27 protein-coding genes are annotated in these 24,238 nt (G+C 69.4%); 16 read left to right on the top strand and 11 right to left on the bottom strand.

Annotation, left to right across the window (positions count from 1 at the left end):
• Positions 1-1,995: a DNA topoisomerase IV subunit B gene (locus AC07PU_RS18550; protein WP_495319351.1), complete on the bottom strand. Its 1,995-nt coding sequence runs from the start codon at positions 1,993-1,995 to the stop codon at positions 1-3.
• Positions 1,996-2,010: 15 nt separating this feature from the next.
• Positions 2,011-2,943, bottom strand: a complete 933-nt coding sequence (locus AC07PU_RS18545; RefSeq protein ID WP_495319349.1) for a LysR family transcriptional regulator — start codon at positions 2,941-2,943, stop codon at positions 2,011-2,013.
• 88 nt (positions 2,944-3,031) lie between these two features.
• On the opposite strand from AC07PU_RS18545, the gene AC07PU_RS18540 reads away from it, so the two are divergent.
• The 8 genes from AC07PU_RS18540 to AC07PU_RS18505 all read left to right on the top strand — a co-directional run bounded on the left by AC07PU_RS18540 (position 3,032) and on the right by AC07PU_RS18505 (position 10,530).
• Positions 3,032-4,219, top strand: a complete 1,188-nt coding sequence (locus tag AC07PU_RS18540) for a serine hydrolase domain-containing protein (RefSeq protein WP_495319347.1) — start codon at positions 3,032-3,034, stop codon at positions 4,217-4,219.
• On the top strand, positions 4,212-5,420 hold the full coding sequence (locus tag AC07PU_RS18535; protein ID WP_495319345.1) for an MFS transporter: 1,209 nt from the start codon (positions 4,212-4,214) through the stop codon (positions 5,418-5,420). Before AC07PU_RS18540 ends, AC07PU_RS18535 begins: the two co-directional genes overlap by 8 nt.
• Positions 5,421-5,506: 86 nt before the next feature.
• A complete protein-coding gene (locus AC07PU_RS18530) occupies positions 5,507-6,736 on the top strand; it encodes an MFS transporter (RefSeq protein WP_495319343.1) in 1,230 nt (409 codons plus the stop codon).
• Between the two features lie 34 nt (positions 6,737-6,770).
• On the top strand, positions 6,771-6,911 hold the full coding sequence (locus AC07PU_RS18525; protein ID WP_172705632.1) for a hypothetical protein: 141 nt from the start codon (positions 6,771-6,773) through the stop codon (positions 6,909-6,911).
• A gap of 31 nt (positions 6,912-6,942) precedes the next feature.
• Entirely contained in the window at positions 6,943-7,524 is a 582-nt protein-coding gene (locus tag AC07PU_RS18520; RefSeq protein ID WP_495319340.1) for a class I SAM-dependent methyltransferase, read from the top strand.
• 91 nt (positions 7,525-7,615) lie between these two features.
• Positions 7,616-8,506: a 4-hydroxy-tetrahydrodipicolinate synthase gene (dapA, locus tag AC07PU_RS18515; RefSeq protein WP_082322177.1), complete on the top strand. Its 891-nt coding sequence runs from the start codon at positions 7,616-7,618 to the stop codon at positions 8,504-8,506.
• Between the two features lie 159 nt (positions 8,507-8,665).
• A complete protein-coding gene (gene bamC / locus AC07PU_RS18510; protein WP_093354660.1) occupies positions 8,666-9,748 on the top strand; it encodes an NlpB/DapX family lipoprotein in 1,083 nt (360 codons plus the stop codon).
• Between the two features lie 5 nt (positions 9,749-9,753).
• Complete coding sequence (locus AC07PU_RS18505) at positions 9,754-10,530, top strand: MBL fold metallo-hydrolase (RefSeq protein WP_093354658.1); 777 nt, start codon at positions 9,754-9,756, stop codon at positions 10,528-10,530.
• A gap of 99 nt (positions 10,531-10,629) precedes the next feature.
• Here the strand turns inward: AC07PU_RS18505 and AC07PU_RS18500 are convergent, their stop codons facing one another.
• The 3 genes from AC07PU_RS18500 to AC07PU_RS18490 all read right to left on the bottom strand — a co-directional run bounded on the left by AC07PU_RS18500 (position 10,630) and on the right by AC07PU_RS18490 (position 12,644).
• Positions 10,630-10,896, bottom strand: a complete 267-nt coding sequence (locus AC07PU_RS18500; RefSeq protein ID WP_495319337.1) for a hypothetical protein — start codon at positions 10,894-10,896, stop codon at positions 10,630-10,632.
• A gap of 100 nt (positions 10,897-10,996) precedes the next feature.
• Positions 10,997-11,512 carry a hypothetical protein gene (locus AC07PU_RS18495; RefSeq protein ID WP_495319335.1) on the bottom strand — a complete coding sequence of 172 codons (516 nt, stop codon included), beginning with the start codon at positions 11,510-11,512 and terminating at the stop codon, positions 10,997-10,999.
• Positions 11,502-12,644, bottom strand: coding sequence for a JmjC domain-containing protein (locus AC07PU_RS18490; protein ID WP_495319333.1), 1,143 nt, complete (start codon positions 12,642-12,644; stop codon positions 11,502-11,504). Before AC07PU_RS18490 ends, AC07PU_RS18495 begins: the two co-directional genes overlap by 11 nt.
• A gap of 14 nt (positions 12,645-12,658) precedes the next feature.
• On the opposite strand from AC07PU_RS18490, the gene AC07PU_RS18485 reads away from it, so the two are divergent.
• Complete coding sequence (locus AC07PU_RS18485) at positions 12,659-13,183, top strand: FKBP-type peptidyl-prolyl cis-trans isomerase (protein ID WP_495319331.1); 525 nt, start codon at positions 12,659-12,661, stop codon at positions 13,181-13,183.
• A gap of 78 nt (positions 13,184-13,261) precedes the next feature.
• On the opposite strand, the gene AC07PU_RS18480 is transcribed toward AC07PU_RS18485, so the two are convergent.
• The 4 genes from AC07PU_RS18480 to coaBC all read right to left on the bottom strand — a co-directional run bounded on the left by AC07PU_RS18480 (position 13,262) and on the right by coaBC (position 16,097).
• Complete coding sequence (locus tag AC07PU_RS18480; RefSeq protein WP_057595940.1) at positions 13,262-13,762, bottom strand: outer membrane lipoprotein; 501 nt, start codon at positions 13,760-13,762, stop codon at positions 13,262-13,264.
• A gap of 204 nt (positions 13,763-13,966) precedes the next feature.
• Positions 13,967-14,413: a dUTP diphosphatase gene (gene dut, locus AC07PU_RS18475; RefSeq protein ID WP_495319328.1), complete on the bottom strand. Its 447-nt coding sequence runs from the start codon at positions 14,411-14,413 to the stop codon at positions 13,967-13,969.
• Positions 14,410-14,874, bottom strand: a complete 465-nt coding sequence (locus AC07PU_RS18470; RefSeq protein ID WP_208513326.1) for a hypothetical protein — start codon at positions 14,872-14,874, stop codon at positions 14,410-14,412. Before AC07PU_RS18470 ends, dut begins: the two co-directional genes overlap by 4 nt.
• Positions 14,874-16,097, bottom strand: a complete 1,224-nt coding sequence (coaBC, locus tag AC07PU_RS18465) for a bifunctional phosphopantothenoylcysteine decarboxylase/phosphopantothenate--cysteine ligase CoaBC (RefSeq protein ID WP_057595937.1) — start codon at positions 16,095-16,097, stop codon at positions 14,874-14,876. The genes AC07PU_RS18470 and coaBC overlap by 1 nt, the downstream gene beginning before the upstream one ends.
• Positions 16,098-16,276: 179 nt before the next feature.
• Here coaBC and pyrG point away from each other — a divergent pair, with 179 nt between their 5' ends.
• From pyrG to AC07PU_RS18430, 7 genes are all read left to right on the top strand, one after another.
• Complete coding sequence (pyrG, locus tag AC07PU_RS18460) at positions 16,277-17,959, top strand: CTP synthase (protein ID WP_208513325.1); 1,683 nt, start codon at positions 16,277-16,279, stop codon at positions 17,957-17,959.
• Positions 17,956-18,246: a DUF1330 domain-containing protein gene (locus AC07PU_RS18455; protein ID WP_296777275.1), complete on the top strand. Its 291-nt coding sequence runs from the start codon at positions 17,956-17,958 to the stop codon at positions 18,244-18,246. The genes pyrG and AC07PU_RS18455 overlap by 4 nt, the downstream gene beginning before the upstream one ends.
• A 28-nt stretch (positions 18,247-18,274) precedes the next feature.
• Positions 18,275-19,558 (top strand): phosphopyruvate hydratase, encoded by a 1,284-nt coding sequence (gene eno, locus AC07PU_RS18450; protein ID WP_057595934.1) that lies wholly within the window; start codon positions 18,275-18,277, stop codon positions 19,556-19,558.
• A gap of 116 nt (positions 19,559-19,674) precedes the next feature.
• Positions 19,675-19,953: a cell division protein FtsB gene (gene ftsB, locus AC07PU_RS18445; protein ID WP_093354631.1), complete on the top strand. Its 279-nt coding sequence runs from the start codon at positions 19,675-19,677 to the stop codon at positions 19,951-19,953.
• 55 nt (positions 19,954-20,008) lie between these two features.
• Positions 20,009-20,629: a nicotinamide riboside transporter PnuC gene (gene pnuC / locus AC07PU_RS18440; RefSeq protein ID WP_495319323.1), complete on the top strand. Its 621-nt coding sequence runs from the start codon at positions 20,009-20,011 to the stop codon at positions 20,627-20,629.
• Positions 20,626-21,321 (top strand): AAA family ATPase, encoded by a 696-nt coding sequence (locus AC07PU_RS18435; protein ID WP_495319321.1) that lies wholly within the window; start codon positions 20,626-20,628, stop codon positions 21,319-21,321. Before pnuC ends, AC07PU_RS18435 begins: the two co-directional genes overlap by 4 nt.
• A 110-nt stretch (positions 21,322-21,431) precedes the next feature.
• Positions 21,432-22,409: a hypothetical protein gene (locus AC07PU_RS18430; protein WP_495319319.1), complete on the top strand. Its 978-nt coding sequence runs from the start codon at positions 21,432-21,434 to the stop codon at positions 22,407-22,409.
• Here the strand turns inward: AC07PU_RS18430 and AC07PU_RS18425 are convergent.
• Both AC07PU_RS18425 and AC07PU_RS18420 read right to left on the bottom strand, forming a co-directional pair.
• Positions 22,406-23,335 carry a DMT family transporter gene (locus AC07PU_RS18425; protein WP_495319317.1) on the bottom strand — a complete coding sequence of 310 codons (930 nt, stop codon included), beginning with the start codon at positions 23,333-23,335 and terminating at the stop codon, positions 22,406-22,408. The two genes, AC07PU_RS18430 and AC07PU_RS18425, sit on opposite strands and share 4 nt — an antisense overlap.
• Positions 23,336-23,337: 2 nt before the next feature.
• Positions 23,338-24,210, bottom strand: coding sequence for an NAD(P)-dependent oxidoreductase (locus tag AC07PU_RS18420; RefSeq protein ID WP_495319315.1), 873 nt, complete (start codon positions 24,208-24,210; stop codon positions 23,338-23,340).
• Positions 24,211-24,238: the final 28 nt, after the last annotated feature.

The following is a 24,238-nucleotide window of genomic DNA, read 5'->3' as shown; positions in this document are numbered from 1 at the left end:
TCAAACATCGATGTCGACGTCGTCGGCGCGCAGTTCCATCAGTTCGCGCCGCGCCGCCGCTTCGCCCTTGCCCATGAGCTTGGTGATCTCGCCCTGGGTGGCGCTGAAGTCGAAACGGCCCAATTGGACCTGCATCAGGCGCCGGGTGTCTGGATTGAGCGTGGTTTCCCACAATTGTTCCGCGCTCATTTCGCCCAGGCCCTTGAAGCGGCTGATGCTCCAGGCGCCTTCGCGCACGCCGTCCTTGCGCAGCTTGTCGAGCGTGGCGGTCAGTTCGCCCTCGTCGAGCGCATAGACCTTGGAGGCCGGCTTCTTGCCGCGCGCGGGCGCGTCGACCCGGAACAATGGCGGCTTCGCGACATACACGTGGCCGGTTTCGATCAGCTTCGGGAAGTGGCGGAAGAACAGCGTGAGCAGCAGCACCTGGATGTGCGAGCCGTCCACGTCGGCATCGGAAAGGATGCAGATCTTGCCGTAGCGCAGGCCGCTGAGGTCAGGCGTTTCGTCGGGGCCGTGCGGATCGACGCCCACGGCCACCGAGATGTCGTGGATTTCGGTGTTGGCGAACAGCCGGTCGCGCTCGACCTCCCAGGTGTTGAGCACCTTGCCGCGCAGCGGCAGGATGGCCTGGCTTTCCTTGTCGCGGCCCATCTTGGCGCTGCCGCCGGCCGAGTCGCCCTCGACCAGGAAGACCTCGTTGTGGCTGATGTCCTTGCTCTCGCAGTCGGTCAGCTTGCCGGGCAGCACGGCCACGCCCGAGCCCTTGCGCTTCTCGACCTTCTGGCCCGCGCGCTGGCGCGTCTGCGCGGCCTTGATCGCCAGTTCGGCGAGCTTGCGGCCGTAGTCGACGTGCTGGTTGAGCCACAGCTCGAGCGCCGGGCGCACGAAGCTCGACACCAGCCGCACCGCGTCGCGCGAGTTCAGCCGCTCCTTGATCTGGCCCTGGAATTGCGGATCGAGCACCTTGGCGCTCAGCACGTAGGAAGCGCGCGCGAACACGTCCTCGGGCAGCAGCTTCACGCCCTTGGGCAGCAGCGAGTGCAGCTCGATGAAGCCCTTGACCGCCGTGAACAGGCCGTCGCGCAGGCCGCTCTCGTGCGTGCCGCCGGCGCTGGTGGGAATCAGGTTGACGTAGCTCTCGCGCACCGGCTGGCCGTCCTCGGTGAAGGCCACGCACCAGTCGGCGCCCTCGCCCTCGGCGAAGTTGTCGGCGTTCTTGTCGGCATGGCCGCTGCCTTCGAACAGCGGGATCACCGGATCGCCGTTGAGCGTCTGCATCAGGTAGTCGCTGAGGCCGCCCTTGTAGAGCCACTGCTGCGTTTCCTTGGTCTTCTCGTTGACCAGCGTGACGCTCACGCCGGGCATCAGCACCGCCTTGCTGCGCAGCAGGTGGGTGATCTCGCCCATCGGCAGCGCGACGGTCTCGAAGTACTTGGAGTCGGGCCAGGCGCGCACCGTGGTGCCCTGCTTGCGCTCGCCGGCCTCGAGCTTGCGGACCTCGAGCGCCTCGATCACGTCGCCGCCGCTGAAGGCCAGCTTCGCCACCGAGCCTTCGCGGTGCGTCGCCACCTCGAGCCGCTTCGACAGCGCATTGGTCACCGACACGCCCACGCCGTGCAGGCCGCCCGAGAAGCTGTAGGCGCCGCCCGAGCCCTTGTCGAACTTGCCGCCCGCGTGCAGCCGGGTGTAGACCAGCTCGATCACGGGCGCCTTCTCTTCGGGATGCAGGCCGAACGGAATGCCGCGGCCGTCGTCCTCGATGCTGACCGAGCCGTCGGCGTGCAGCGTGACCTTGATCTTCTTGCCGTGGCCCGCGAGCGCTTCGTCGGCCGCGTTGTCGAGCACTTCCTGGATGATGTGCAGCGGGTTGTCCGTGCGGGTGTACATGCCCGGGCGCTGCTTGACGGGCTCGAGGCCCTTGAGCACGCGGATCGAGCCTTCGGAGTAGCCGGAGGCGTCGGAGGAACTGGTTGGAGTCTTGGGGGGAGTCGCCATGGGGGCGGATTGTAGTCAGTCGCCGCCAAACAACTGGATGCCCGTACAGGAAGCCGGCGGCGGCGTGAACAGGTGGGCACTCAGGTGGTCGATGAAGGCCCGCAGCTTGGGCGCGGGATGGCGCCCCGACGGCCACAGCACGCCCAGGCCGATGGTGTGGGGCCGCACGGATTCGGGCAGCACGCTGCGCAGCCGCCCGGCGGCCAGGGCCTCGCGCACGCTGAAGTCGGGCAGGCAGGCGATGCCGCGGCCGCGCTCGGCGAAGCACAGGCGGGCTTCCATGGTGTTGCAGATCATGGCGACCGGCGGCTTGAACTCGCTGCCGTCGGGCAGCGGCACGAGCGGCCAGACCTCCACCTTGCCCGTGGCGGGAAAGCGGTAGTGCAGGCAGGCGTGCGCGGCGAGTTCGGCGATCGAGACCGGCGTGCCGTGGCGCTCGAGGTAGTCGGGCGAGGCCACAAGCAGTTGCGAGAACGCGCCCAGCCGGCGCACCGAGAGCCGCGAATCGGCCAGCTCGCCGGTGCGCACCACGGCGTCGAAGCCCTCCTCGACCACGTCGACCAGCCGGTCGCTGAAGTCCAGGTCGAGCTCGATGGCCGGGTGCTCGCGCATGAAGCCGGCCAGCACCGGCAGCACCAGCGAGCTGATCAGCGGCAGGCTGACGCGCAGCTTGCCGCGCGGCGCGAGCGCCGAGTGCGAGAGCTCCTGCTCCGCGGCCTCGATCTCGGCCAGCACGCGCCGGCTGTGCGCGAGGAACAGCGTGCCCTCGGCCGTGAGCGTGATGCTGCGCGTGCTGCGGTGGAACAGCTGCACGCCCAGGCGCTCCTCCAGCCGCGCCACGCGCTTGCCCACGGCCGAGGCGGACACGCCGAGGGCACGCCCGGCGGCGACGAAGCTGCGGGTCTCGGCGACCTGGACGAAAACGGAAAAGCCGCTGAGGCTGTCCATAAAGGCTCCATTGCGGACACCGACGTCCGCACTGAGCGGAACTCTATCCCCCTTTTTCCGCAGTCGGCTTGTTCCTATCGTTGGCGCCATGTCATTCGCCCACGAAAAACCATCCTGTTCCGCCGCCCGCTGGCGCGGCCCCGACCCGGCGCGCATCGACGCGGCCATCGATCGCGCATTGGCCGAGCAGCGGCTGGTCGGCGCGGTGGTGCTGGTGGCCCACGACGGGCGCCCCGTGCACCGCCGCGCAGCCGGCCTGGCGGACCGCGAGGCCGGCCGCCCGATGCGCGAGGACGCGCTGTTCCGGCTGGCCTCGGTGTCCAAGCCCATCGTCTCGACGGCCGCGATGGTGCTCGCGGCGCAGGGCCGGCTCGCGCTCGACGACGCGGTCACGCGCTGGCTGCCGGACTTCCGCCCGCGCCTGCCCGACGGCAGCGAGCCGGTCATCACGCTGCGACAGCTGCTCACCCACACCGCCGGGCTCGGCTATCGCTTCTTCGAGGCCAGCGACGACGGTCCCTACGCGCGGGCCGGCGTGTCCGACGGCATGGACCGCAGCGGCATCGACCTGGCCGAGAACCTGCGTCGCATCGCACGGGTGCCGCTGCTCCATGCGCCGGGCACGGGCTGGTTCTATTCGCTGGCGATCGACGTGCTCGGCGGCGTGATCGAGGCCGCGAGCGGCCAGCCGCTGGCCGCGGCGGTGCGCCGGCTCGTGACCGCTCCGCTGGCCCTGCGCGACACCGGCTTCGGCGTCGCGCCGGACGAAGCCCGGCTCGCCGTGCCCTACGTCAACGTTCCCGGCGCGGCACCGCGGCGCATGGACGGCCCGATCGTCGCGACGCCGTTCGACGGCGCCATCGGCATCCGTTTCGATCCCGCGCGCGCCTTCGACCCCGATGCCTTCCCCTCGGGCGGCGCGGGCATGGTCGGCAGCGCGCACGACTTCCTGCGCCTGCTCGAGACCCTGCGCGAGGGCGGCGCGCCGCTGCTGCCGCGCGCCTCGGTCGACGAGATGGGCCGCAACCACACCGGCGCCTGGGGCCCGGCCGACGCGCCGGGCTACGGCTTCGGGCTCGGCTTCTCGGTGCTGCACGATCCGGTGGCGGCGGCCTCGCCCGAGTCCGTCGGCACCTGGCGCTGGGGCGGCGCCTACGGGCACTCGTGGTTCGTGGACCGCGCCCGCGGCCTCAGCGTGGTGGCCTTCACCAACACGCTCTACGAAGGCGTGTCGGGCGGCTTCGTGAACGAACTGCGGGACGCCGTCCATGGCTGAGCGCACCACCCCTTCGCCCGAGGCCCGGCTGCCCCTGTCCGGCCTGCTGGCGCTGGCCGCCGCCGGCTTCGTCACGATCCTGACCGAGGCCATGCCGGCCGGCCTGCTGCCGCAGATCGGCGCCAGCCTGGACATCGCGCCCGCGCTGGTCGGCCAGTGGGTCACGGTCTATGCGATCGGCTCGCTGGTGGCGGCGATCCCGCTGGTCGCCCTGACCCAGGGCTGGCGGCGGCGGCCGCTGCTGATGCTGGCCATCGGCGGCTTCGCGGTCGTCAACACGGTGACCGCGCTGTCGCACGATTACGCGCTGACGCTGGTCGCGCGCTTCTTCGCCGGCGTGTTCGCGGGCCTGCTGTGGGCGCTGGTCGCCGGCCATGCGGGCCGCATGGTGGCGCCCGCGCTGCGCGGCCGCGCAACCGCGGTGGCGATGCTCGGCGCGCCGCTGGCGCTGTCGCTGGGCATTCCGGCCGGCACGCTGCTGGGCCACAGCGTGGGCTGGCGCGCGGCCTTCCTGTGCATGTCGGTGCTGTCCGTGCTGCTGCTGGCCTGGGTGCGCTGGCGCGTGCCCGACTTCCCCGGCCAGGCGGCCGGTCGCCGGCAGCGCGTGCAGCAGGTGTTCGTGCTGCCGGGCGTGCGCCCCGTGCTCGCGGTGATGCTGGCCTTCGTGCTGGCGCACAACATCCTCTACACCTACATCGCGCCCTTTCTCGCCCATGCGGGGCTCGGCGAACGGGTCGACCTGGTGCTGCTGACCTTCGGCGCCGCCTCGCTGGCGGGCATCTGGCTCACCGGCGTGCTGATCGACTGCTGGCTGCGCGAGCTGGTGCTGGCGAGCACCGCGGCCTTCGGCGGGGCGGCGCTGCTGCTGGGCGTGGCCACGGCTTCCGCGCCGGCGGTGTTCCTCGCCGTCGCCGTCTGGGGACTGAGCTTCGGCGGCGCCGCGACCCTGTTCCAGACCGCTTCGGCGCAGGCGGCCGGCGAGGCCGCCGACGTGGCGCAGTCAATGGTGGTCACGGCCTGGAACAGCGCCATCGCGGGCGGCGGGCTGATCGGCGGCCTGCTGCTGCAGGGCCGCGGCGCCGGCGCGCTGCCATGGTCGCTGCTCGTGCTGCTGGTGCCGGCGCTGTGGCTGGCCTGGCGCGCCTGCGCCCATGGCTTTCCAGGCGCGCGGGCCATCGCGCCGGCCGGCTTTGATGCCTGAAACGCATTGAAACGCCGCCGATAAATCATCAATGGCTGTCGCCGGCGGCGCGCATGCCAAAGCCGGCTCTTGGCTACAGTCGCCGCATGCAATCGCCTTCCACTCCCACCCTCTCGATCAGGCAGGTGCTGTTCTGCGGCGCCATGATCGTCACGCTCTCGATGGGCATCCGCCATGGCTTCGGGCTCTGGCTGCAGCCGATCACGCAGGCGCAGGACTGGAGCCGGCAGACCTTCTCGTTCGCGCTGGCGATACAGAACCTCTCGTGGGGCATCTTCGGGGTGTTCGCGGGCATGCTGGCCGACCGCTTCGGGGCGTTCCGGGTGCTGATCGGCGGGGCGGTGTTCTATGCGCTGGGCCTGCTGGGCATGGCGCATTCGCCGACGCCGCTGCTGTTCACGCTGAGCGCGGGCCTGCTGATCGGCGCGGCCCAGGCCGGCACCACCTACGCGGTGATCTACGGCGTGATCGGGCGGCAGATCCCGGCCGAGCGGCGCTCGTGGGCGATGGGCGTGGCGGCGGCGGCCGGCTCCTTCGGCCAGTTCCTGATGGCGCCGGTCGAGGGCCGGCTGATCGGCCAGTTCGGCTGGCAGACCGCGCTGGCGGTGGTCGCGGTGCTGGTGCTGGTGATCGTGCCGCTGGCCTTCGGCCTGCGCGAGCCCCGGCGCGAAGCGGCGGCCGCGCAGCGCGAGCAGTCGGTGCTGCAGGCCGTGGGCGAGGCCTTCCGCTATCCGAGCTTCGGCCTGCTGATGGCCGGCTACTTCGTCTGCGGCTTCCAGCTCGCCTTCATCGGCATCCACATGCCGACCTACCTGCGCGACAAGAGCCTGCCGGCCGACGTGGCCGGCTATGCGCTGGCGCTGATCGGCCTGTTCAACGTGTTCGGCACCTACACCGTGGGGCTGCTGGGCCAGAAGCTCGCCAAGCGCAAGATCCTGGCCGCGATCTACTTCGCGCGGGCGGTATCGATCGCGCTGTTCCTCGTGGTGCCGACCTCGCCGCTGAGCGTCTACCTGTTCTCGGCCGCGATGGGATTCCTCTGGCTCTCGACCGTGCCGGCCACCAACGCGATCGTGGCGGGCATCTTCGGCGTGGCCCACCTCTCGATGCTCAGCGGCTTCGTGTTCCTGAGCCACCAGGTCGGCTCCTTCCTCGGCGTCTGGCTGGGCGGCTATCTCTACGACACCACGGGCAGCTACGACGTGGTCTGGTACCTGGCGATCGCGCTCGGCGTGTTCGCGGCGCTGGTCAACCTGCCGGTGCGCGAGACCGCGATCGCGCGGCCGGTGGGCCGGCCCGCCGCGCACGCGGGCTGATACGCGGGCTGATGCCGGGATCACAATGGCGGCCATGACACCCCTCTCGCGCCAACGGCTCGCACGCACCGGCTGGTTCGCCGCCGCGGCGCTGGCGCTGGCGGGCGTGTTCAGCCTCTACACCCACCCCGAATTCGCGGTGATGCTGGTCGACCAGATCTGGTCGTGCTTCTGACCGATCGCGCGCCCGGCGGGCGCAAGGCGCCATGAAAGATGTAACCAATCCCCTTTCCCCGGTCCACGGCCTGTCGGCGCCCTCGGAATGGATCGTGCGCTGGAGCCACCTGCTCGCGCCGGGCGCCACCGTGCTCGACGTGGCCTGCGGCGCCGGGCGCCACATGCACTGGTTCGCGCAGCGCGGGCACCCGGTCACGGGCGTCGACCGCTCGCCCGAGGCCACCGCCGCGGCAGCCGCCTTCGGCACGGTCGTCACCGCCGACATCGAGGACGGCCCCTGGCCCTTCGCCGGCCGGGGCTTCGGCGCGGTCGTCGTCACCAACTACCTGTGGCGGGCGCGGCTGCCCGACATCGTCGCGGCCGTGGCGCCCGGCGGCGTGCTGCTCTACGAGACCTTCGCGGCGGGCAACGAGAGCGTGGGCAAGCCCTCGCGGCCCGACTTCCTGCTGCGCCCGGGCGAGCTGCTGACCGCCTGCGACGGGCTGCGCGTGGTGGCCTACGAGGACGGCTTCCTGAGCGAGCCGGCGCGTTTCGTGCAGCGCATCGCGGCGGTCCGGGCGCCCGCCGCCGCGGCGGACCTGCCGGCGCGCCATCCGCTGAAGGCCGCCTGACCACCCCCTCGGGACCCGGGGCCGCCCGGGTGGCGGGCAGGGGGTGCGCTATTAGAATGCGTGCTTTCGTCCACGACAAAGAGATTCCCCCTTGGAGCAACTCACAGGCAGCATCGTCGCGCTGGCCACGCCGATGCACGACGACGGCAGCGTTGACTATCCCGCGCTGCGCCGGCTGATCGACTGGCATATCGACGAAGGCACCGACTGCCTCGGCGTCGTCGGCACCACCGGCGAATCGCCCACGGTCGACGTGGAAGAGCACTGCGAAATCATCCGCGTGTCGGTCGAACAGGCCCGGGGCCGCGTGCCCGTCATGGCCGGCTGCGGCGCCAACTCGACCAAGGAAGCGATCGAGCTCGCCAAGTTCGCCAAGGGCGTGGGCGCCAATTCCCAGCTCCAGGTCGTCCCCTACTACAACAAGCCCACGCAAGAGGGCCAGTACCAGCATTTCAAGGCCATCGCCGAAGCCGTGGGCGACCTGCCCACCGTGCTGTACAACGTGCCCGGCCGCACCGTCGCCGATATGGCGCACGACACCGTGCTGCGCCTGGCCCAGGTGCCCGGCATCATCGGCATCAAGGAAGCCACCGGCAACATCGAACGCGCCCAGTGGCTGATCCGCGACCTGCCCGAGCGCTTCGCCGTGTACTCGGGCGACGACCCGACCGCCGTGGCGCTCATGCTGTGCGGCGGCAAGGGCAACATCAGCGTCACGGCCAACGTGGCGCCGCGCAAGATGCACGAGCTGTGCGTGGCCGCGCTCGCGGGCGACGTGAAGCGCGCGATGCAGATCCAGTTCGAACTGATGCCGCTGCACCGCAACCTGTTCGTCGAACCCAATCCGATTCCGCTCAAGTGGGCCATGTCCCGCCTCGGCCTCTGCGGCGGTGCGCTGCGGCTGCCGCTGACCGAGCTCTCCGAGGCCAGCCGTCCGGCGGTCGAGGCCGCGCTGCGCGCGACCGGGCTGCTCAAGGACTGATGCGCGCCACCGCGCCCTCGCCACCTCCACATTCCCTCCACGATCTTCTTTTACCCTGCCGCGTCCGAGGTTAAGCAACCTTTTGCCTGAACCGAGCTCAGAACGGGCGGGCACAGCGGCCCATCGATTGACCGAACCATTCCAACAAGGAAGACGACGTTGAAGTACCTCTCGCGATTCGCACTCCTGGCCCTCGTCGCCAGCCTCGCCGCCTGCTCCGTTCTCGAGAGCGACAAGATCGACTACAAGAGCGCCGGCAAGGCCCCGACGCTCGAAGTGCCGCCCGACCTGTCGCAGCTCTCGCGTGACAACCGCTACAACATCCCCGGCGGTGCCGTGACCGCCAATGCCTACCAGACCGGCGTCGCCAACGCGCCGGGCGTGCCCACCGCCGTCTCGAACCTCGGCGACGTGCGCCTGGAACGCACCGGCACGCAGCGCTGGCTGGTCGTCAACCGCTCGCCCGACCAGCTCTGGGAGCCGGTCAAGGACTTCTGGCAGGAAAGCGGCTTCCTGCTGACCACCGAGCAGCGCAACCTCGGCATCATGGAAACCGACTGGGCCGAGAACCGCGCCAAGCTGCCGCAGGATATCATCCGCGGCACGCTGGGCAAGCTGGTCGACTCGATCTACTCCACCGGCGAACTCGACCGCTTCCGCACCCGCATGGAGCGCACGGCGAACGGCACCGAGATCTACATCAGCCACCGCGGCATGCAGGAGGTCTACACCAACACGCGCCAGGACCAGACCGTCTGGCAGCCGCGTCCGTCCGACCCCGAGCTCGAAGCCGAATTCCTGCGCCGCCTGATGGTCAAGCTCGGCGTCTCGCAGGAGCAGGCCAAGCAGGTCGCGGCCACCGCCGCCGCGGCACCGGTGCAGACCGCGCGCGTGGCCAACGTCGGCGGCCAGCCGATCGTGCAGCTCAGCGACGGCTTCGACCGCGCATGGCGCCGCGTCGGCCTCGCGCTCGACCGCACCGGCTTCACGGTGGAAGACCGCGACCGCAGCGCCGGCGTCTACTTCGTGCGCTACGTGCCGCCGAACCCCGACAAGAAGGAGCCCGGCTTCTTCGGCAAGCTGTTCAGCTCGAGCAAGACCGAGTCGCCGCTCAAGTTCCGCATCCTGATCAAGAGCCAGGGCGAGAGCAGCACGGTGTCGGTGCAGAACGAAGCCGGCGCGCCCGAGACCTCGGCCAATGCCGAGCGCATCGTCAAGGTCATCGCCGACGACCTGAAGTAAGTCCCATGCTCCGCTTCCGAAGCCTCGGCAGCGGCAGCACGGGCAATGCCGCGCTGGTCGAGGCGACCAGCGGCGGCCGCACCTCCCGGCTCCTGATCGACTGCGGCTTCGGCATCCGCCAGCTCGATCAGCGGCTGGCCCGCGCCGGGCTCGCCGCGAGCGACATCGATGCCATCTTCGTCACGCACGAACACGGCGATCACATCGGCTGCGCCCACACCCTGTCGCGGCGCAACCGCATTCCCGTCTGGATGAGCGAAGGCACCTGGCTGGCCACGGGCGGGCGCGACTTCGAAGGGCAGCTGCACATCGCGCGCGACGACGAGGATTTCGCGGTCGGCGAGCTGTCGGTGCATCCCTTCACCGTGCCGCACGACGCGCGCGAGCCGCTGCAGTTGCGCTGCACCGACGGCAACCGCACGCTCGGCGTGCTGACCGATCTCGGCCATGCCACCGCCCACGTGCTCGCGCGCCTGAGCGGCGCGCACTCGCTGCTGCTGGAGTTCAACCACGACAGCGAGCTGCTGGCCAACTCGGCCTATCCACCGTTCCTGAAGATGCGCGTGGGCGGCAACTACGGCCACCTCTCGAACCAGGCCGCCGCGGAGATTGCACGCGCCGTGCTGCACGACGGGCTGCGCCACGTGGTCGCGGCGCACCTGAGCGAGCAGAACAACCGGCCCGAGATCGTGCGCCAGCTGATGGCACAGGCGCTCGGCGGCAACGAGGCCGAGATGCTCACCGCGAGCGCGGCCGAAGGCTCACCCTGGCTCGACGTCTGAGCGCGCGCGCCGCGCGATCGGCAGCCGATTGAAAGGCGATTGAAAGCCCCATGAAGAAAGCCGCCCTGGAGGCGGCTTTGCTTCGTGTGCGGCGACGGCTTACTTGCTCGGCGCTTCGCTCTTCTTGGCGGCTTCGGTCGCGGCATTGGCCGCATCGAGTGCCGACGATGCGGCGGCCGATGGTGCCGAGGCGCCCATCGACGGCGCCGATGCGGCAGGTGCGGGCGCGGGGGCCGGTGCGGGCTCGGTCACGGGCGCGGGCGGCGGCGTGGTCACGGCGGGCGCCGCATCCTCCTTCTTGCCGCAAGCCACCAGGGCGGAAGCGGCGAGCAGCGAGGCGAGCAGGACGGACGTTGTCTTCTTCATGAAAAGGCTCCTTTGGCAATGAAGGTCTTGAGGGACGAAAAAAATTCTAGACCCGCATGCTGTCCCTCTTATGTCTGGCCGCGGGATTCGCGGCATTGGCTTACAAGCCCAGCGTGCTCGCGGGAAAGGCGGGCCGGGCCTGGCGCCAGCATTCCTCGATCGATTCGCGCAGCGCGCTGCGCGTGCGCGCATCGGCACTGGCGAGACCGCGGCCGCGCTCGACGTCGATGCGATGGAGGAACCACGACGGTGTCCACAGCGCGCTCGGCACGCCGCTGCCGGCCTGCGCCGGCGACACGCGCAACGCGCGGCATTCGACGATGTGGTCCCAGGTTCGGCGCCAGCCGACGAAGCGCGCATGCCGGCGCTCCACGCCATCGAAACGCTCGGCCAGCAGCACCAGCCTGCGGCCGCTGGCCGACCAAGCCTGCAGCGCCTCGATGCTCGCGCGCTCGCCCAGCGGCCAGTCGGCGAAGTCGGGGTCGCTGAAGATCAGTTCCTTCCAGCCTTGCTGCGCAGCCGACGCGAGCGCGGTGCGCAGCAGCCGGTCGAAATCCTCGCGGCCGTCGAAGCGGCCCTCGGGCAGCGGCGACGGCAACGCGGCGTCACTCGGCATGCAGCCAGCCCGCCTCGCACCATTCGGCCAGCAGCGACAGCGCATCGTCGCTGGCCTTCGCGAGCTCGCGCGGCCCGAGCGCGCGCCGGTCGGCGAGGCGCCGCATCAGCGTGGCATCGGCCCCGCCCGCGCGAAAGCTCTCGCCGTTGATGTAGAGATGACGCGCGTCGTAGAGCATGCGCGTGCGGCGGTCCAGCCGCACCGCGCGCAACGCGTCGGGCGCCTCGCCGCCTTCGTCGAACCAGGTGCTGGCCTTGGGCTCGGTCAGCGACTCGCCGAGCGCGCGGTCGATCGCATCGGGATCGCGCAGCGCCATCTCGACCGCCTTGCGCGCGAAGGCCTGCAGCGCGGCGGGCATGGCGCCGGGCGCCTCGACCGCGGGCTGCGCGGGGTCGCGGTAGCGCACGGCGGCCGACGGGCCCGAGTCCTCGAGTTCGTCGGCATGGGCCTGCGCGATGCGCGCCAGCAGGTCGGCGCCGAGCTCGCCCGCGGACGGCGAACGCAGCCCGATCGAGAAGGTCATGCAGTCGCCGCCGACCGCCACGCCGTCGTGCGCATAGCGCGGCGGCAGGTAGAGCATGTCGCCGGGTTCGAGCACGAAGCTCTGCTCGGGCTCGAAGCGCTCGAGGATCTTGAGCGGCACGCCGGGCTGCAGCCGCAGGTCGCCCTGCTTGCCGATGGACCAGCGGCGCCGGCCCTGCGCCTGCAGCAGGAACACGTCATAGCTGTCGAAATGCGCGCCCACGCCGCCGCCGTCGCTCGCGTAGCTGATCATCAGGTCGTCGAGCCGCGCGTCGGGCAGGAAGCTGAACTGCCGCAGCAGCGCATGGATGCCCTCGTGGTGCAGGTCGACGCCCTGCACCAGCAGGGTCCAGGCGGCCTGCTTCAGCGAGGGCAGCGAGCGGCGCGGCAGCGGGCCGTGCTTCAGGCTCCAGCCGGTCTTGCCATGGCGGATCAGCCGGGACTCGACCTCCTCGCGTTCGGCCAGCGCGAACAGCGCGGAACGGTCGATGGGTGGCACCATGTCGGGTACCGCCTGTCGCACCAGCAGCGGTTTCTTCTGCCAGTGCCGCCGCATGAACTGCGCGGCGCTCAGGCCGCCCAGCAGGGGCAGCGGTGTTGTGATCTCCATGGGAGAATTCTGCAATGGAAATCTCTGAACAATGCGTGGTCGGCCTGACCTGGACCCTGAAAGACACGCTCGGCGATGTGCTGGACGTGCTCGACGAACCGGTCGAATTCCTGATCGGTGGCGACGATCTGTTCGACGTGATCGAGGCGGCCCTGCAGGGCCATGAGCCCGGCGACCGCATCCAGCTGCAGGTCGAGCCCGAACAGGGCTTCGGCGACTTCAACGACCAGTTGCTCTTCCTCGAGCCGCGCGCCCTCTTCCCCGAGGGCACCGAGGAAGGCATGAGCTTCGAGGGCAGCGCGCTGCCCGCGGGCGTGAGCGAGAACATCCCGAAGGATGCGATGTACACGGTGTCCGAGATCTACCCCGAGCACCTCGTGCTCGACGGCAACCATCCGCTGGCGGGCATCGCGATCCGGCTCGACATCCTCGTGCGCTCGGTGCGCGAAGCCACCGAGGAAGAGATCGGCCGCGGCACCGCGGGCACGGCCTTCTTCAAGGTGCAGCCGCTCTCGCCGGGCAACGACACGCTGCACTGAGTCCCTCGGCGTATCAACGACAAAGCCGGGCATTGCCCGGCTTTTCCTTGGCTGGCGCGACGTGACGCCGATGCCGACCTACATGCGCGAGAGCTGGCCGTTGTCGATGCGCACGCGGTCGCCGATGCGCAGGTCGCCCGGGTGCTGCACGTCGAAGGCACGGTAGCCGCCGCGGTCGGTCTGCACCGAGATGCGATAGCTCTCGTAGGCACGCGGACCGTTCTGCTGCGCCTCGATGGTGTTGCCCAGCAGCGCGCCGCCGATCACGCCGAGCGCGGTGGCGGCCGCACGGCCGTTGCCACGGCCGAACTGGTTGCCCACCACGCCGCCGATGACGCCACCGGCCACGGCACCGCCACCGGTGGTGCCGGTGCCGGCGGTCTCGCTGCGCAGCACCTCGATGTTCGCCACGTGGCCGTACTCGACGTAGGCGGCCTCGCGGTAGGGCACGGCCTGCGGCGGCGGCTGGTAGGGATAGCGGGAGGTCTGGTAGACCGGTGCGGGTGCCACGCAGGCGGTGAGCGTGGCCAGGGCCAGCACGGATGCGGTGACGGAAACGAAGCGCATTGAGATCTTCATGTTGAAAGGCTCCTCGGAAAGAACGGTGCGCCATGCGATGGAGCGGCGCACCCGCCTGTGTGTTCAACGCCGCAGTGGCCACGGCGATGACGCAAGGACACAAGCTGAAACCTGTGAGCCCCGCCCCGCTTCCGAGGTTCCTTTCTTTACCGCCGCGATACGCGCCGTTGCGCGCGGTTGCGCATCGCTGCAGTCAGCTGCCGGTCAGTGCTTGCCGGTGGAACCGTAGCCGCCCTCGCCGCGCTGCGTGGGCGCGAACTCGGTGACGACATGGAACTTCGCCTGCACCACCGGCACGATGACCAGCTGCGCGAGCCGCTCCATCGGCTGCAGCACGAAGGGCGTGCCGCTGCGGTTCCAGGCGCTGATCTTGAGTTCGCCCTGGTAGTCGCTGTCGATCAGCCCGACCAGGTTGCCCAGCACGATGCCGTGCTTGTGGCCCAGGCCCGAGCGCGGCAGGATCATCGCCGCATAGGCCGGGTCGCCGAGATGGATCGCGATGCCGGTGCCCACCAGTTGCCAGGCATTGGGCTCCAGCGTGACGGGCGCATCGATGCAGGCCCTGAGATCGAGCCCCGCGCTGCCGGGTGTGGCGTAGGTGGGCAACTGCTCCACCATGCGGGGATCGAGGATGCGGACGTCGACTTTCACTTGCTTGCTTTTCCTTGTTGAGATTCTGTCTCGCGGCGGTTCGCCTGCTCGAGCACCTGCTGCCACTTGGCCGCGCCCGGGAAGGCCAGCGTCTTGAGCTTGCCGGCGAACCAGAACGCCAGGCCGGCCAGCACCACCAGCACGTAGATCGGCACGCCGACCGACCACAGGATCACGAAGGCCACGCCGGCCGCGCCGAGCAGGGGCTTGGTGAGCGCGCCGAAGGGCCCGCCCTGCGCAGATTCGGACTTGGCGGCATTGGTGGCCGCGGCGCGCGCGCGGGCCTGTGCCGGCGGCACCACCGCGCCCGGTCCCGCGCTCGGCGTCATGCCGACGTCGAGCCCGTGTTCGCCGGTCACGTCCGTCTGGCCGCGCCCGAGGTTCCTCGCGGCCTGGGCCGTCAGCCCCTCGACATAGCGCACGAAGTCGCCATTGGGCGGGGTGTTCCATTCAGCCTTCATCAGACCCTCCAGTCGGGCAGCCGCGCCGCGATCTCCGTCATGAGCTCGCGCGCCAGCGTGAGCTTGGGCGCGCGAGGCAGTTCGCGCACGCCATCGGCGTCCACGAGCAGCAGCGCATTGTCGTCCTGGCCGAAGGTCAGCGGGCCGATATTGCCCACCAGCAAGGGGATGCCCTTGCGCTCGCGCTTGGCCTTGGCATGCGCGACGAGGTTCTCGCTCTCGGCCGCGAAGCCCACGCAGAACAGCTTCTTCGCCTGCGCGCGCTCGCTGCGCGCCACGGTCAGCAGGATGTCGGGGTTCTCGACGAACTCGAGCACCGGCGTCTTGCCGCTGCCGTCCTTCTTGATCTTCTGGTCGCTCTGGGTCGCGGGGCGCCAGTCGGCGACCGCCGCCGTTGCTACGAAAACGCTAGCACGCGAGGATGCACCGACGGTCGCCGCGAGCATCTCCTGCGCCGAGCGCACGTCGATGCGGGTGACGCCGCGCGGCGTCGGCAGGTGCACCGGCCCGGCCACCAGCGTGACCTCGGCGCCGGCTTCGCGCGCGGCGCGGGCGATGGCAAAACCCATCTTGCCCGACGAGTGGTTGGTGATGCCGCGGATCGGGTCGAGCGCCTCGAAGGTCGGTCCGGCCGTCACCAGCAGGTGCTGGCCCGCGAGCAGCTTGGGATGGAAGAAGGCGGTGATGTCTTCCAGCAATTGGGCCGGCTCGAGCATGCGGCCGTCGCCGGTCTCGCCGCAGGCCTGCCAGCCGTTGCCCACGCCGAGCACGGTGGCGCCATCGGCCGCCACCTGCGCCAGGTTGCGCTGGGTCGCGGGATGCATCCACATCTCGCGGTTCATGGCGGGCGCGAGAAGCAGCGGCACGCGGTCGCGCGGACGCGCCAGGCACAGCAGGCTCAACAGCTCGTCGGAGCGGCCCTGCACCAGGCGCGCGATGAAGTCGGCGCTGCAGGGCGCGAGCACGATCGCGTCGGCCTCGCGGCTCAGGTTGATGTGCGGCATGTTGTTGGGCTCGCGCGCGTCCCACTGCGAGGTGTAGACGGGGCGGCCCGACAGCGCCTGCATCGTGACCGGCGTCATGAACTGCTCGGCCGATTCGGTCATGACGACCTGGACCGTGGCCCCCGCCTTCACGAACAGCCGGCACAGCTCGGCCGATTTGTAGCAGGCGATGCCGCCCGTGAGTCCCAGAACGATGTGTTTGCCGGCGAGGTCTTGCATGGTGGGGCGGAGTGTAATGACCCGCGCATCCCCGCCGCGCCCTGGGGCGAACGGTCGTTCGCGGCGCCCCCGATGTCCCGCGCCGGGCGAGGTAACAGTGTCCACCCGCGCCGGGTGTCGCCGGGGGCACACCTATAATCTCAATTTCCCACTGCCCGGTCCTCGCGTCCGGAACTGGCATGACCAAATTTGTCTTCGTCACCGGTGGTGTGGTGTCTTCCCTCGGCAAGGGAATCGCCTCCGCCTCGCTGGCCGCGATCCTCGAATCGCGCGGCCTCAAAGTCACCCTCATCAAGCTCGATCCCTACATCAACGTCGACCCCGGCACGATGTCGCCGTTCCAGCACGGCGAGGTGTTCGTCACCGACGACGGCGCTGAAACCGACCTCGACCTCGGCCACTACGAGCGCTTCATCACGACGCGCATGCGCAAGGCCAACAACTTCACGACCGGCCAGATCTACAAGACCGTGCTCGAGAAGGAACGCCGCGGCGACTACCTCGGCAAGACGGTGCAGGTGATCCCGCACATCACCAACGAGATCCAGGAATACGTCAAGCGCGGCGCCGGCATCGGCACCGCGCATGAGGTCGACGTGGCCATCGTCGAGATCGGCGGCACCGTGGGCGACATCGAGTCGCTGCCCTTCCTCGAGGCCGTGCGCCAGATGAGCCTGCGCATGGGCCCGAACAACTCGGCCTTCGTGCACCTGAGCTACGTGCCCTGGATCGCCGCCGCCGGCGAGCTCAAGACCAAGCCCACGCAGCACACGGCGCAGAAGCTGCGCGAGATCGGCATCCAGGCCGACGCCCTGCTGTGCCGCGCCGACCGCCCGATCCCCGACGACGAGCGCGCCAAGATCTCGCTGTTCTCGAACGTGCCCGAATGGGGCGTGATCTCGATGTGGGACGTGGACACCATCTACAAGGTGCCGCGCATGCTGCACGAGCAGGGCCTCGACGGCCTGATCTGCGACAAGCTGCGCATCAACACGCCGCCGGCCAAGCTCTCGCGCTGGGACGAACTGGTCTACGAGGTCGAGCATCCGCAGCAGGAAGTGGCGATCGCCATGGTCGGCAAGTACGTCGACCTGTCGGACAGCTACAAGTCGCTCAACGAGGCGCTGCGCCACGCCGGCATGAAGAACCATGCGCGCGTGAAGATCGACTACGTCGACTCCGAGACCATCACCGCGCAGGACGTCTCGCGCCTGGCCAAGTACGACGCCATCCTCGTGCCCGGCGGCTTCGGCCAGCGCGGCGTCGAGGGCAAGATCCTCGCGGCCCGCTTCGCGCGCGAAGGCAAGGTGCCCTACCTCGGCATCTGCCTGGGCATGCAGGTCGCCACCATCGAGTACGCGCGCCACGTGGCCGGCCTGCCCGATGCCAACAGCACCGAGTTCGACCCCGAGACCTCCTGCCCCGTGATCGCGCTGATCACCGAGTGGAAGGACGCCGACGGCACGATCAAGGTGCGCAACGAGAAGTCCGACCTCGGCGGCACCATGCGCCTGGGCGCGCAGAGTTCCGACGTGACCGACGGCACGCTGGCCCACAGCATCTACGGCGACGTGGTCACCGAGCGCCATCGCCATCGCTACGAAGCCAACGTCAACTACCTCGACCAGCTGCGCAAGGCCGGCCTCGTGATCTCCGCGCTCACGCAGCGCGAGCAGCTCACCGAGATCGTCGAGCTGCCGCAGGACGTGCACCCCTGGTTCATGGGCGTGCAGTTCCACCCCGAGTTCAAGTCCACGCCGTGGAGCGGCCATCCGCTGTTCAACGCCTTCATCAAGGCCGCGCTCGACCACAAGGGCCAGGGCGCCGGCAATGCGGGCAAGACACTGAAGGCCGTTGCGTGACCAGCGCCTACATCATCGCCAACGTCGAAGTCACGAACCCGACCCAGTACGAGGAGTACAAGAAGTGGTCGACCGCCGCCATGCAGGCGCATGGCGCCGAGGTCTGCGTGCGTGGCGGTAAGGTCGAGGTGCTCGAGGGCGACTGGGCGCCGCAGCGCATCGTGATCCTCAAGTTCCCGAGCGTCGAGGCCGCGAAGCAGTTCAACAGTTCGCCCGAATACGGCAAGGCGCGCGAATCGCGCCAGGGCGCCGCGATCATGCGCATGGTCGTCGTCGAAGGTCTGTGATCCGTTTTTACTGGAGAAAGAAAAGAAGATGAGTGCAATCGTTGACATCGTCGGCCGCGAGATCCTCGACAGCCGCGGCAATCCCACCGTCGAGTGCGACGTGCTGCTCGAATCGGGCACCATGGGCCGCGCGGCCGTGCCCTCGGGCGCATCCACCGGTTCGCGCGAAGCCATCGAGCTGCGCGACGGCGACAAGAAGCGCTACCTCGGCAAGGGCGTGCTCAAGGCGGTGGAGAACATCAACACCGAGATCTCCGAAGCCGTGCTCGGCCTCGATGCCAGCGAACAGGCCTTCCTCGACCGCACGATGATCGACCTCGACGGCACCGACAACAAGGGCCGCCTGGGCGCCAACGCCACGCTGGCCGTGTCGATGGCCGTGGCCCGCGCGGCCGCCGAGGAATCGGGCCTGCCGCTGTACCGCTACTTCGGCGGCATGGGCGGCATGCAGATGCCGGTGCCGATGATGAACGTCATCAACGGCGGCGCGCACGCCAACAACAGCCTGGACCTGCAGGAGTTCATGATCATCCCCGTGGGCGCGCCGAGCTTCCGCGAAGCCGTGCGCTATGGCGCCGAGGTGTTCCATGCGCTCAAGAAGATCCTGGGCGACCGCGGCATCAGCACCGCCGTGGGCGACGAAGGCGGTTTCGCGCCGAGCGTCGAGAGCCACGAAGCGGCGATCCAGCTGATCCTCGAAGCCATCGACAAGGCCGGCTACGTGGCTGGCGAGCAGATCGCGCTGGGCTTGGACTGCGCCGCCAGCGAGTTCTACAAGGACGGCAAGTACGTGCTGTCGGGCGAGAACCTCTCGCTGTCGGCCGAGAACTGGACCGACATGCTGGCGACCTGGGTCGACAAGTACCCGATCATCAGCATCGAGGACGGCATGCACGAAGGCGACTGGGACGGCTGGAAGCACCTGACCGAACGCCTGGGCAAGCGCGTGCAGCTGGTGGGCGACGACCTGTTCGTCACCAACACCAAGATCCTGCAGGAAGGCATCGAGAAGGGCATCGCCAACTCGATCCTGATCAAGATCAACCAGATCGGCACCCTGACCGAGACCTTCGCCGCGATCGAGATGGCCAAGCGCGCCGGCTACACGGCCGTGATCTCGCACCGCTCGGGCGAAACCGAGGACAGCACCATCGCCGACATCGCCGTGGGCACCAACGCCGGCCAGATCAAGACCGGCTCGCTCTCGCGTTCGGACCGCATCGCCAAGTACAACCAGCTGCTGCGCATCGAGGAAGACCTCGGCGACATCGCCGTCTACCCGGGCCGCGGCGCGTTCTACAACCTCAAGTGATGCCCCCTCCCCGGCCCGAAGAGCCGCACGCATTGCCGCTTTTTCCGCATTTCGCGGATCGGCGATGCGCCGTCCCTGGCGGGCCGTGCGGGGAGCGCGGGTAAAGTCCGCGGACCATGCGCGCGCGCTTCATTCCTCCCATCGTTCTGCTCGTGCTGCTGGCCATCCTCCAGTGGCAGCTGTGGAACGGGCGCGGCAGCGTGCGCGACGTGGCGCAGCTGCAGGCCAAGCTGGCCTCGCAGAAGGAGTCGAACGCCAAGGCCGCCATCACCAACGAGCGGCTGGCCTCCGAGGTCAACGACCTCAAGGACGGCCTCGAGATGGTCGAGGAACGTGCCCGCCAGGAGCTGGGCATGGTCAAGCCCAACGAGGTCTTCGTCCAGATCGCCCACTGATCCACGCGGGCCGCTCTCGCCGAGCCCTCGGCGCGCCGCGCACGCCGCCCAGCCGATGCCCGAACTCCTCTCCGCCCCCGCCTTCGCGCTCTGGGGCTCTCCCGTCACCTGGCTCGAATGCGTGGCCGCCGTGCTGGCATTGGCCATGGTCGGCTGCAACATGCGCGAGATCCACTGGGGCTGGCCGCTGGCGATCGTCAGCTCGCTGCTCTACGTGGGCGTGTTCGCGCAGGCGAAGATCTATGGCGACGCCTCGCTGCAGGTCTTCTTCGCCGTCGTCGCCTTCTGGGGCTGGCTGCAATGGCTGCGCGGCCACCGGGCCGACGGCTCGGCGCTGCGCGTGAGCCGCCTCTCGCGCCGCGGCCTCGCGCTCGCGCTGCTGGCCTGCGCGCTGGCCTGGCCCGCGGTAGCCCTCTTCCTGCGCCGCTTCACCGACACCGACGTGCCCTGGTGGGACGGCTTCGCCACCGGCCTGAGCCTGGTCGGCCAGTTCCTGCTCGGGCGCAAGTTCATCGAGAACTGGGTCGTGTGGCTGGCCGTTAACCTGGTCAGCATCGGCCTCTTCGTCCACAAGGGCCTGTGGCTCACGGTCGGGCTGTACGCCGTGTTCGCGGCGCTCAGCGTGGCCGGCTACCTGGCCTGGCGCCAGCGGCTGCCGAAGGCCGCCGCCGCATGACGCCCGTGCTGCCCACCGGCTGCATCGTCGCGCTGCTCGGCGCCGAGAGCACCGGCAAGACCGAGCTCGCGCGCGCCCTCGTGCAGCGCATGAAGGAGCGCGGCATCCACTCCATCTTCGTCGGCGAGTACCTGCGCGAATGGTGCGAGCGCGAAGGCCGCACGCCGCGTGCCGACGAGCAGCAGGCCATCGCCGAGGAGCAGACCCGCCGCATCGATGCCGCGGCCGCGCTCGGCGTGGCGGTGGCCGACACTACGGCCGTCATGACCGCCGTCTACAGCGAGCTGCTGTTCGCCGACACCACCCTCTACCCCGATGCGCTCGCGGCTCAGCAGCGCTGCGCGATCACCCTGCTGACCGCGCTCGACCTGCCCTGGGTGGCCGACGAGATGCGCGACGGCCCGCATGTGCGCGAACCGGTCGACGCGATGGTGCGCCGCGCGCTCGCCAGCGCGGGCGTGGCCTACACCGTGGTGCACGGCAGCGGCAGCGAGCGGCTGGCAAGCGCATGGCGCGCGATCCAGAGCGTGGCCGACCGCGGCGGCCTGGCCCGAGACGGCGGACGCGATGCCGTGGTGCCCGATCGCGGCACGGCCACGGCGGGAGAAGGCTGGACCTGGTCCTGCGACAAGTGCTCCGATCCCGAATGCGAGCACCGCCTGTTCACCGACCTGCTCGCGCGCCGCGAGTGAGGCCGCCGCGCCCGCGCGGTGCCCTCCGACATGGGGCCGGCTGGCGCTGCGCCATCCTCTAAGCTTCGGCGTCCGTTGCCGTTTTCCTCTTCCTCTTGCCTGGAGACCCGATGCCTCTTCGCCGCCGCTTCCGCACCGCCGCCCTCCTCGCCGCCGCCCTCGCGGCCTCGGTGCTGGTCGGCGCCGCCGCCAGCGCGGCCCCGTTGCGCGCCGCGGTCGAGAACGGCACCACGCCCACCGCCTGCGCCGAGGAGGACAACGTCTCGCTGGTGCTGCGCGGCGAAGGCATACGGCGGCTGCGCATCGAGGCGCTGCAGCCGTCCTACCTCGACAGCATCGGCAACGACGTCACCGAGCCCGACTTCTCGGGCTGCAACTTCGACGGCGGCGAGCATCCCACCGACCCCGCGCACCGCTTCGAGCCCCGCACCGTGGTGCTGCTCGACAACGCGCAGTGGCGCATTGTCGGCATGACGCTGGCGAGCTTCTGGCGACCGCAACGCGTGCCGGTGCGCGTGGGCACCGTCAGCGACCGCGGCGTCCACCTGCTGCAGGTGTTCCGTAAGGAAAACGGCAAGGCGCTCGAGGCGCTGGTGCTCTATCCCTCCGACGGCTACTGGCGCATCAAGCCCCTGCCCGAGGCGCGCTTCGGCGACGGCGTCTACGGCTCCTCGTTCCTGCTCGGCCCGGTCGAGCAGGCCGGCCGGCCGGTGGTCGACATCGCCTCGATCCGCATCGTGCCGAAGCCGCTGTCGATCCACCTGCGCTTCGCGCGCGGCGGCAGCGCCGTCGCCAACGTCGAGGAGATCAGCCGCGAACGCACCGCGCTCGACGTGCGCTTCTCGGCCCCCACGCGCGAGGCGCGGCCCTTCGCGGTGCTGCGCTCGATGTACGTGACGCCCGACAACGCCGACGTCAGCGAAGTACGCTGGCAGGCCACGCCCGATGCGCCGCCGGTCGCGACGCCGCTGCCCGAGGTGAAGACGCTCGAGGGCACGCAGTTCCGCTTCGGCCGCAGCCTGCCATCGAAGCACAACACGAGCGCGCCGGACATCTTCTTCGGGGGTTTCGACAGCAGCCTTCGCTAGCTAGCGACGCGCCGCGCCGCGCCCGTCACCACCAGAGCAACACCGCTCATCACGAGCCCGATTCCCACCAGCGTGAGCCAGGCCGGTACCTCCCCGAGGAACACCGCGCCGATCAGCACGGCCAGCGCGGGCGCGAGCGCACCGAAGATGGCGGCCCTGGGCGCCCCCAATCGACGCACGGCCTCCGTGTAGAAATACATCCCGAGGATCGCAACCAGGATCCCTTGCGCGACGACCTGGAAGCCGACGGCCGATGGCGGCGCCGTGAAGATGTTCGGCGTGAACCCGAAGAAGTAGACCGGCGTGAACAGCACGGCGGAGCACACGTTGACGAGCGCCGTCGCATGCCAGGGACTGATGCCCGAACGGCGCTGCGCGACTGTGAAGCTCGCGAAGCAAAGGCCCGCGAGCAGGAACAGCAGGTCTCCTCGCCACTCTCCCGCAGCGCGATCGGCCAGCAGTGCATAGCCGCCGATGCACAGCACACCGGCGACGACGACGGACATCCCGCCCAGTTGCCGCCGCGTGAATCGCTCACCGAACAGCAGGCCCGACAGCACCGCCACCCAGATCGGCATCGTTCCGATCATGAGCGTGGCGACATGCGAGGCCGGTGCGAACTGCATGCCCACCGAACCCAGCAGCATGAAGGGCACGCCCGCGCCGAGGACCATGATCGACAGGCGAACCATGCCGATCTGTGCAACGCCCAACCCCTTCCGGGCGAGCACCGGCCACAAGAAAAGCGCCGAGACGCCGAAGCGCAGGAAGGTCACATCGTGCGGCCCAAGGCTGGTGGTTACGGCGAACCGCGTGGCGACCGACCAGCTCGACCAGATCAACGCAACCGCAAGGCCGCAGAGTGCGCCGATGGCCAGCGACTGATGCCCCGCCGGCGTTGCCAGCGCAATGGGTGCGGTGGCCACGATCAGCGGCCCCGCCGCAAGATCTTGATGATGCCGATGACATCGTCCTGGGATTGTCCGGCCCGCATCGCTTCGGAAAAAAGTGCTCGATTGGCAGACGCGATAGGAAGCCATACACCGCGCTGCTCCGCCTCATCACAAACCAGTCCAATATCCTTGGCAACGTGGCGAATCGGAGCCTGCTGGGTGAAATCGTCGGCGACCAGCTTGGCCACCTTCGAACGAAGCACATCGTTGGCAAGTGGCCCCGCTTGAGCCATGTCGAGAAATGCTTGCGCGTCGAGGCCGATGCCCGTCGCAAAATGCGTTGCCTCGGAAACGGCTTCGAAACACGCAATCAGCAAGAGCTGGTTGGCCAACTTCATTCGCATTGCCATCGGCACCAAGCCGCAACGAACCGTCTTCTTGCCGATCGCGTCGAACAGCGGTTGGACCTCGTCGATATGCCCCTGCTCTTTGGCGGCGGCAAGAATCACGAGTTGCCCCGCCTCAGCAGGCTGTCTAGATCCAGAAACCGGTGCCTCCACATACCGGGCGCCTGCAAGCGCGAGATCGGCACCTAGCGCTTCCGAATAAGCCGGCGCGACCGTTGCCATCAGGACGACCGTACGCCCTGCCACCGGCGCCGAGATACTTCCCGGGCAGATGCGTCCGAGGACCTCATCGACCTCCAGGTGGCTGGGCACCATGATGACTACGGTTTCCGCCGCTTCAAATACCTGGTTCGCGGTCTCGGCGATCTGTATGTCGAGCGGGCGCAACGCATCGCAGCGCGCCAGTGTGCGACTGAAGACTGTCACGCCATGCCCGGCCTTTGCGAGATTCCTCGCAATGGGCTCTCCCATGACCCCGATTCCAATGACTCCGATTTTCATGATGCTTCATCGCCTCCCGGTTCAGGAA

The sequence above is a fragment of the Variovorax sp. GW821-FHT10D07 genome, assembly GCF_059415325.1.
Note: the sequence above shows the minus strand (reverse complement) of the source record. Positions and strands in the feature narration are given on the sequence as shown.

Coding starts and splice junctions, on each gene's coding strand:
- AC07PU_RS18550 (WP_495319351.1), bottom strand. CDS start 1,995: ATGGCGACTCCCCCCAAGACTCCAACCAGTTCCTCCGACGCCTCCGGC.
- AC07PU_RS18545 (WP_495319349.1), bottom strand. CDS start 2,943: ATGGACAGCCTCAGCGGCTTTTCCGTTTTCGTCCAGGTCGCCGAGACC.
- AC07PU_RS18540 (WP_495319347.1), top strand. CDS start 3,032: ATGTCATTCGCCCACGAAAAACCATCCTGTTCCGCCGCCCGCTGGCGC.
- AC07PU_RS18535 (WP_495319345.1), top strand. CDS start 4,212: ATGGCTGAGCGCACCACCCCTTCGCCCGAGGCCCGGCTGCCCCTGTCC.
- AC07PU_RS18530 (WP_495319343.1), top strand. CDS start 5,507: ATGCAATCGCCTTCCACTCCCACCCTCTCGATCAGGCAGGTGCTGTTC.
- AC07PU_RS18525 (WP_172705632.1), top strand. CDS start 6,771: ATGACACCCCTCTCGCGCCAACGGCTCGCACGCACCGGCTGGTTCGCC.
- AC07PU_RS18520 (WP_495319340.1), top strand. CDS start 6,943: ATGAAAGATGTAACCAATCCCCTTTCCCCGGTCCACGGCCTGTCGGCG.
- AC07PU_RS18505 (WP_093354658.1), top strand. CDS start 9,754: ATGCTCCGCTTCCGAAGCCTCGGCAGCGGCAGCACGGGCAATGCCGCG.
- AC07PU_RS18500 (WP_495319337.1), bottom strand. CDS start 10,896: ATGAAGAAGACAACGTCCGTCCTGCTCGCCTCGCTGCTCGCCGCTTCC.
- AC07PU_RS18495 (WP_495319335.1), bottom strand. CDS start 11,512: ATGCCGAGTGACGCCGCGTTGCCGTCGCCGCTGCCCGAGGGCCGCTTC.
- AC07PU_RS18490 (WP_495319333.1), bottom strand. CDS start 12,644: ATGGAGATCACAACACCGCTGCCCCTGCTGGGCGGCCTGAGCGCCGCG.
- AC07PU_RS18485 (WP_495319331.1), top strand. CDS start 12,659: ATGGAAATCTCTGAACAATGCGTGGTCGGCCTGACCTGGACCCTGAAA.
- AC07PU_RS18480 (WP_057595940.1), bottom strand. CDS start 13,762: ATGAAGATCTCAATGCGCTTCGTTTCCGTCACCGCATCCGTGCTGGCC.
- AC07PU_RS18470 (WP_208513326.1), bottom strand. CDS start 14,874: ATGAAGGCTGAATGGAACACCCCGCCCAATGGCGACTTCGTGCGCTAT.
- coaBC (WP_057595937.1), bottom strand. CDS start 16,097: ATGCAAGACCTCGCCGGCAAACACATCGTTCTGGGACTCACGGGCGGC.
- pyrG (WP_208513325.1), top strand. CDS start 16,277: ATGACCAAATTTGTCTTCGTCACCGGTGGTGTGGTGTCTTCCCTCGGC.
- eno (WP_057595934.1), top strand. CDS start 18,275: ATGAGTGCAATCGTTGACATCGTCGGCCGCGAGATCCTCGACAGCCGC.
- ftsB (WP_093354631.1), top strand. CDS start 19,675: ATGCGCGCGCGCTTCATTCCTCCCATCGTTCTGCTCGTGCTGCTGGCC.
- pnuC (WP_495319323.1), top strand. CDS start 20,009: ATGCCCGAACTCCTCTCCGCCCCCGCCTTCGCGCTCTGGGGCTCTCCC.
- AC07PU_RS18435 (WP_495319321.1), top strand. CDS start 20,626: ATGACGCCCGTGCTGCCCACCGGCTGCATCGTCGCGCTGCTCGGCGCC.
- AC07PU_RS18430 (WP_495319319.1), top strand. CDS start 21,432: ATGCCTCTTCGCCGCCGCTTCCGCACCGCCGCCCTCCTCGCCGCCGCC.
- AC07PU_RS18420 (WP_495319315.1), bottom strand. CDS start 24,210: ATGAAAATCGGAGTCATTGGAATCGGGGTCATGGGAGAGCCCATTGCG.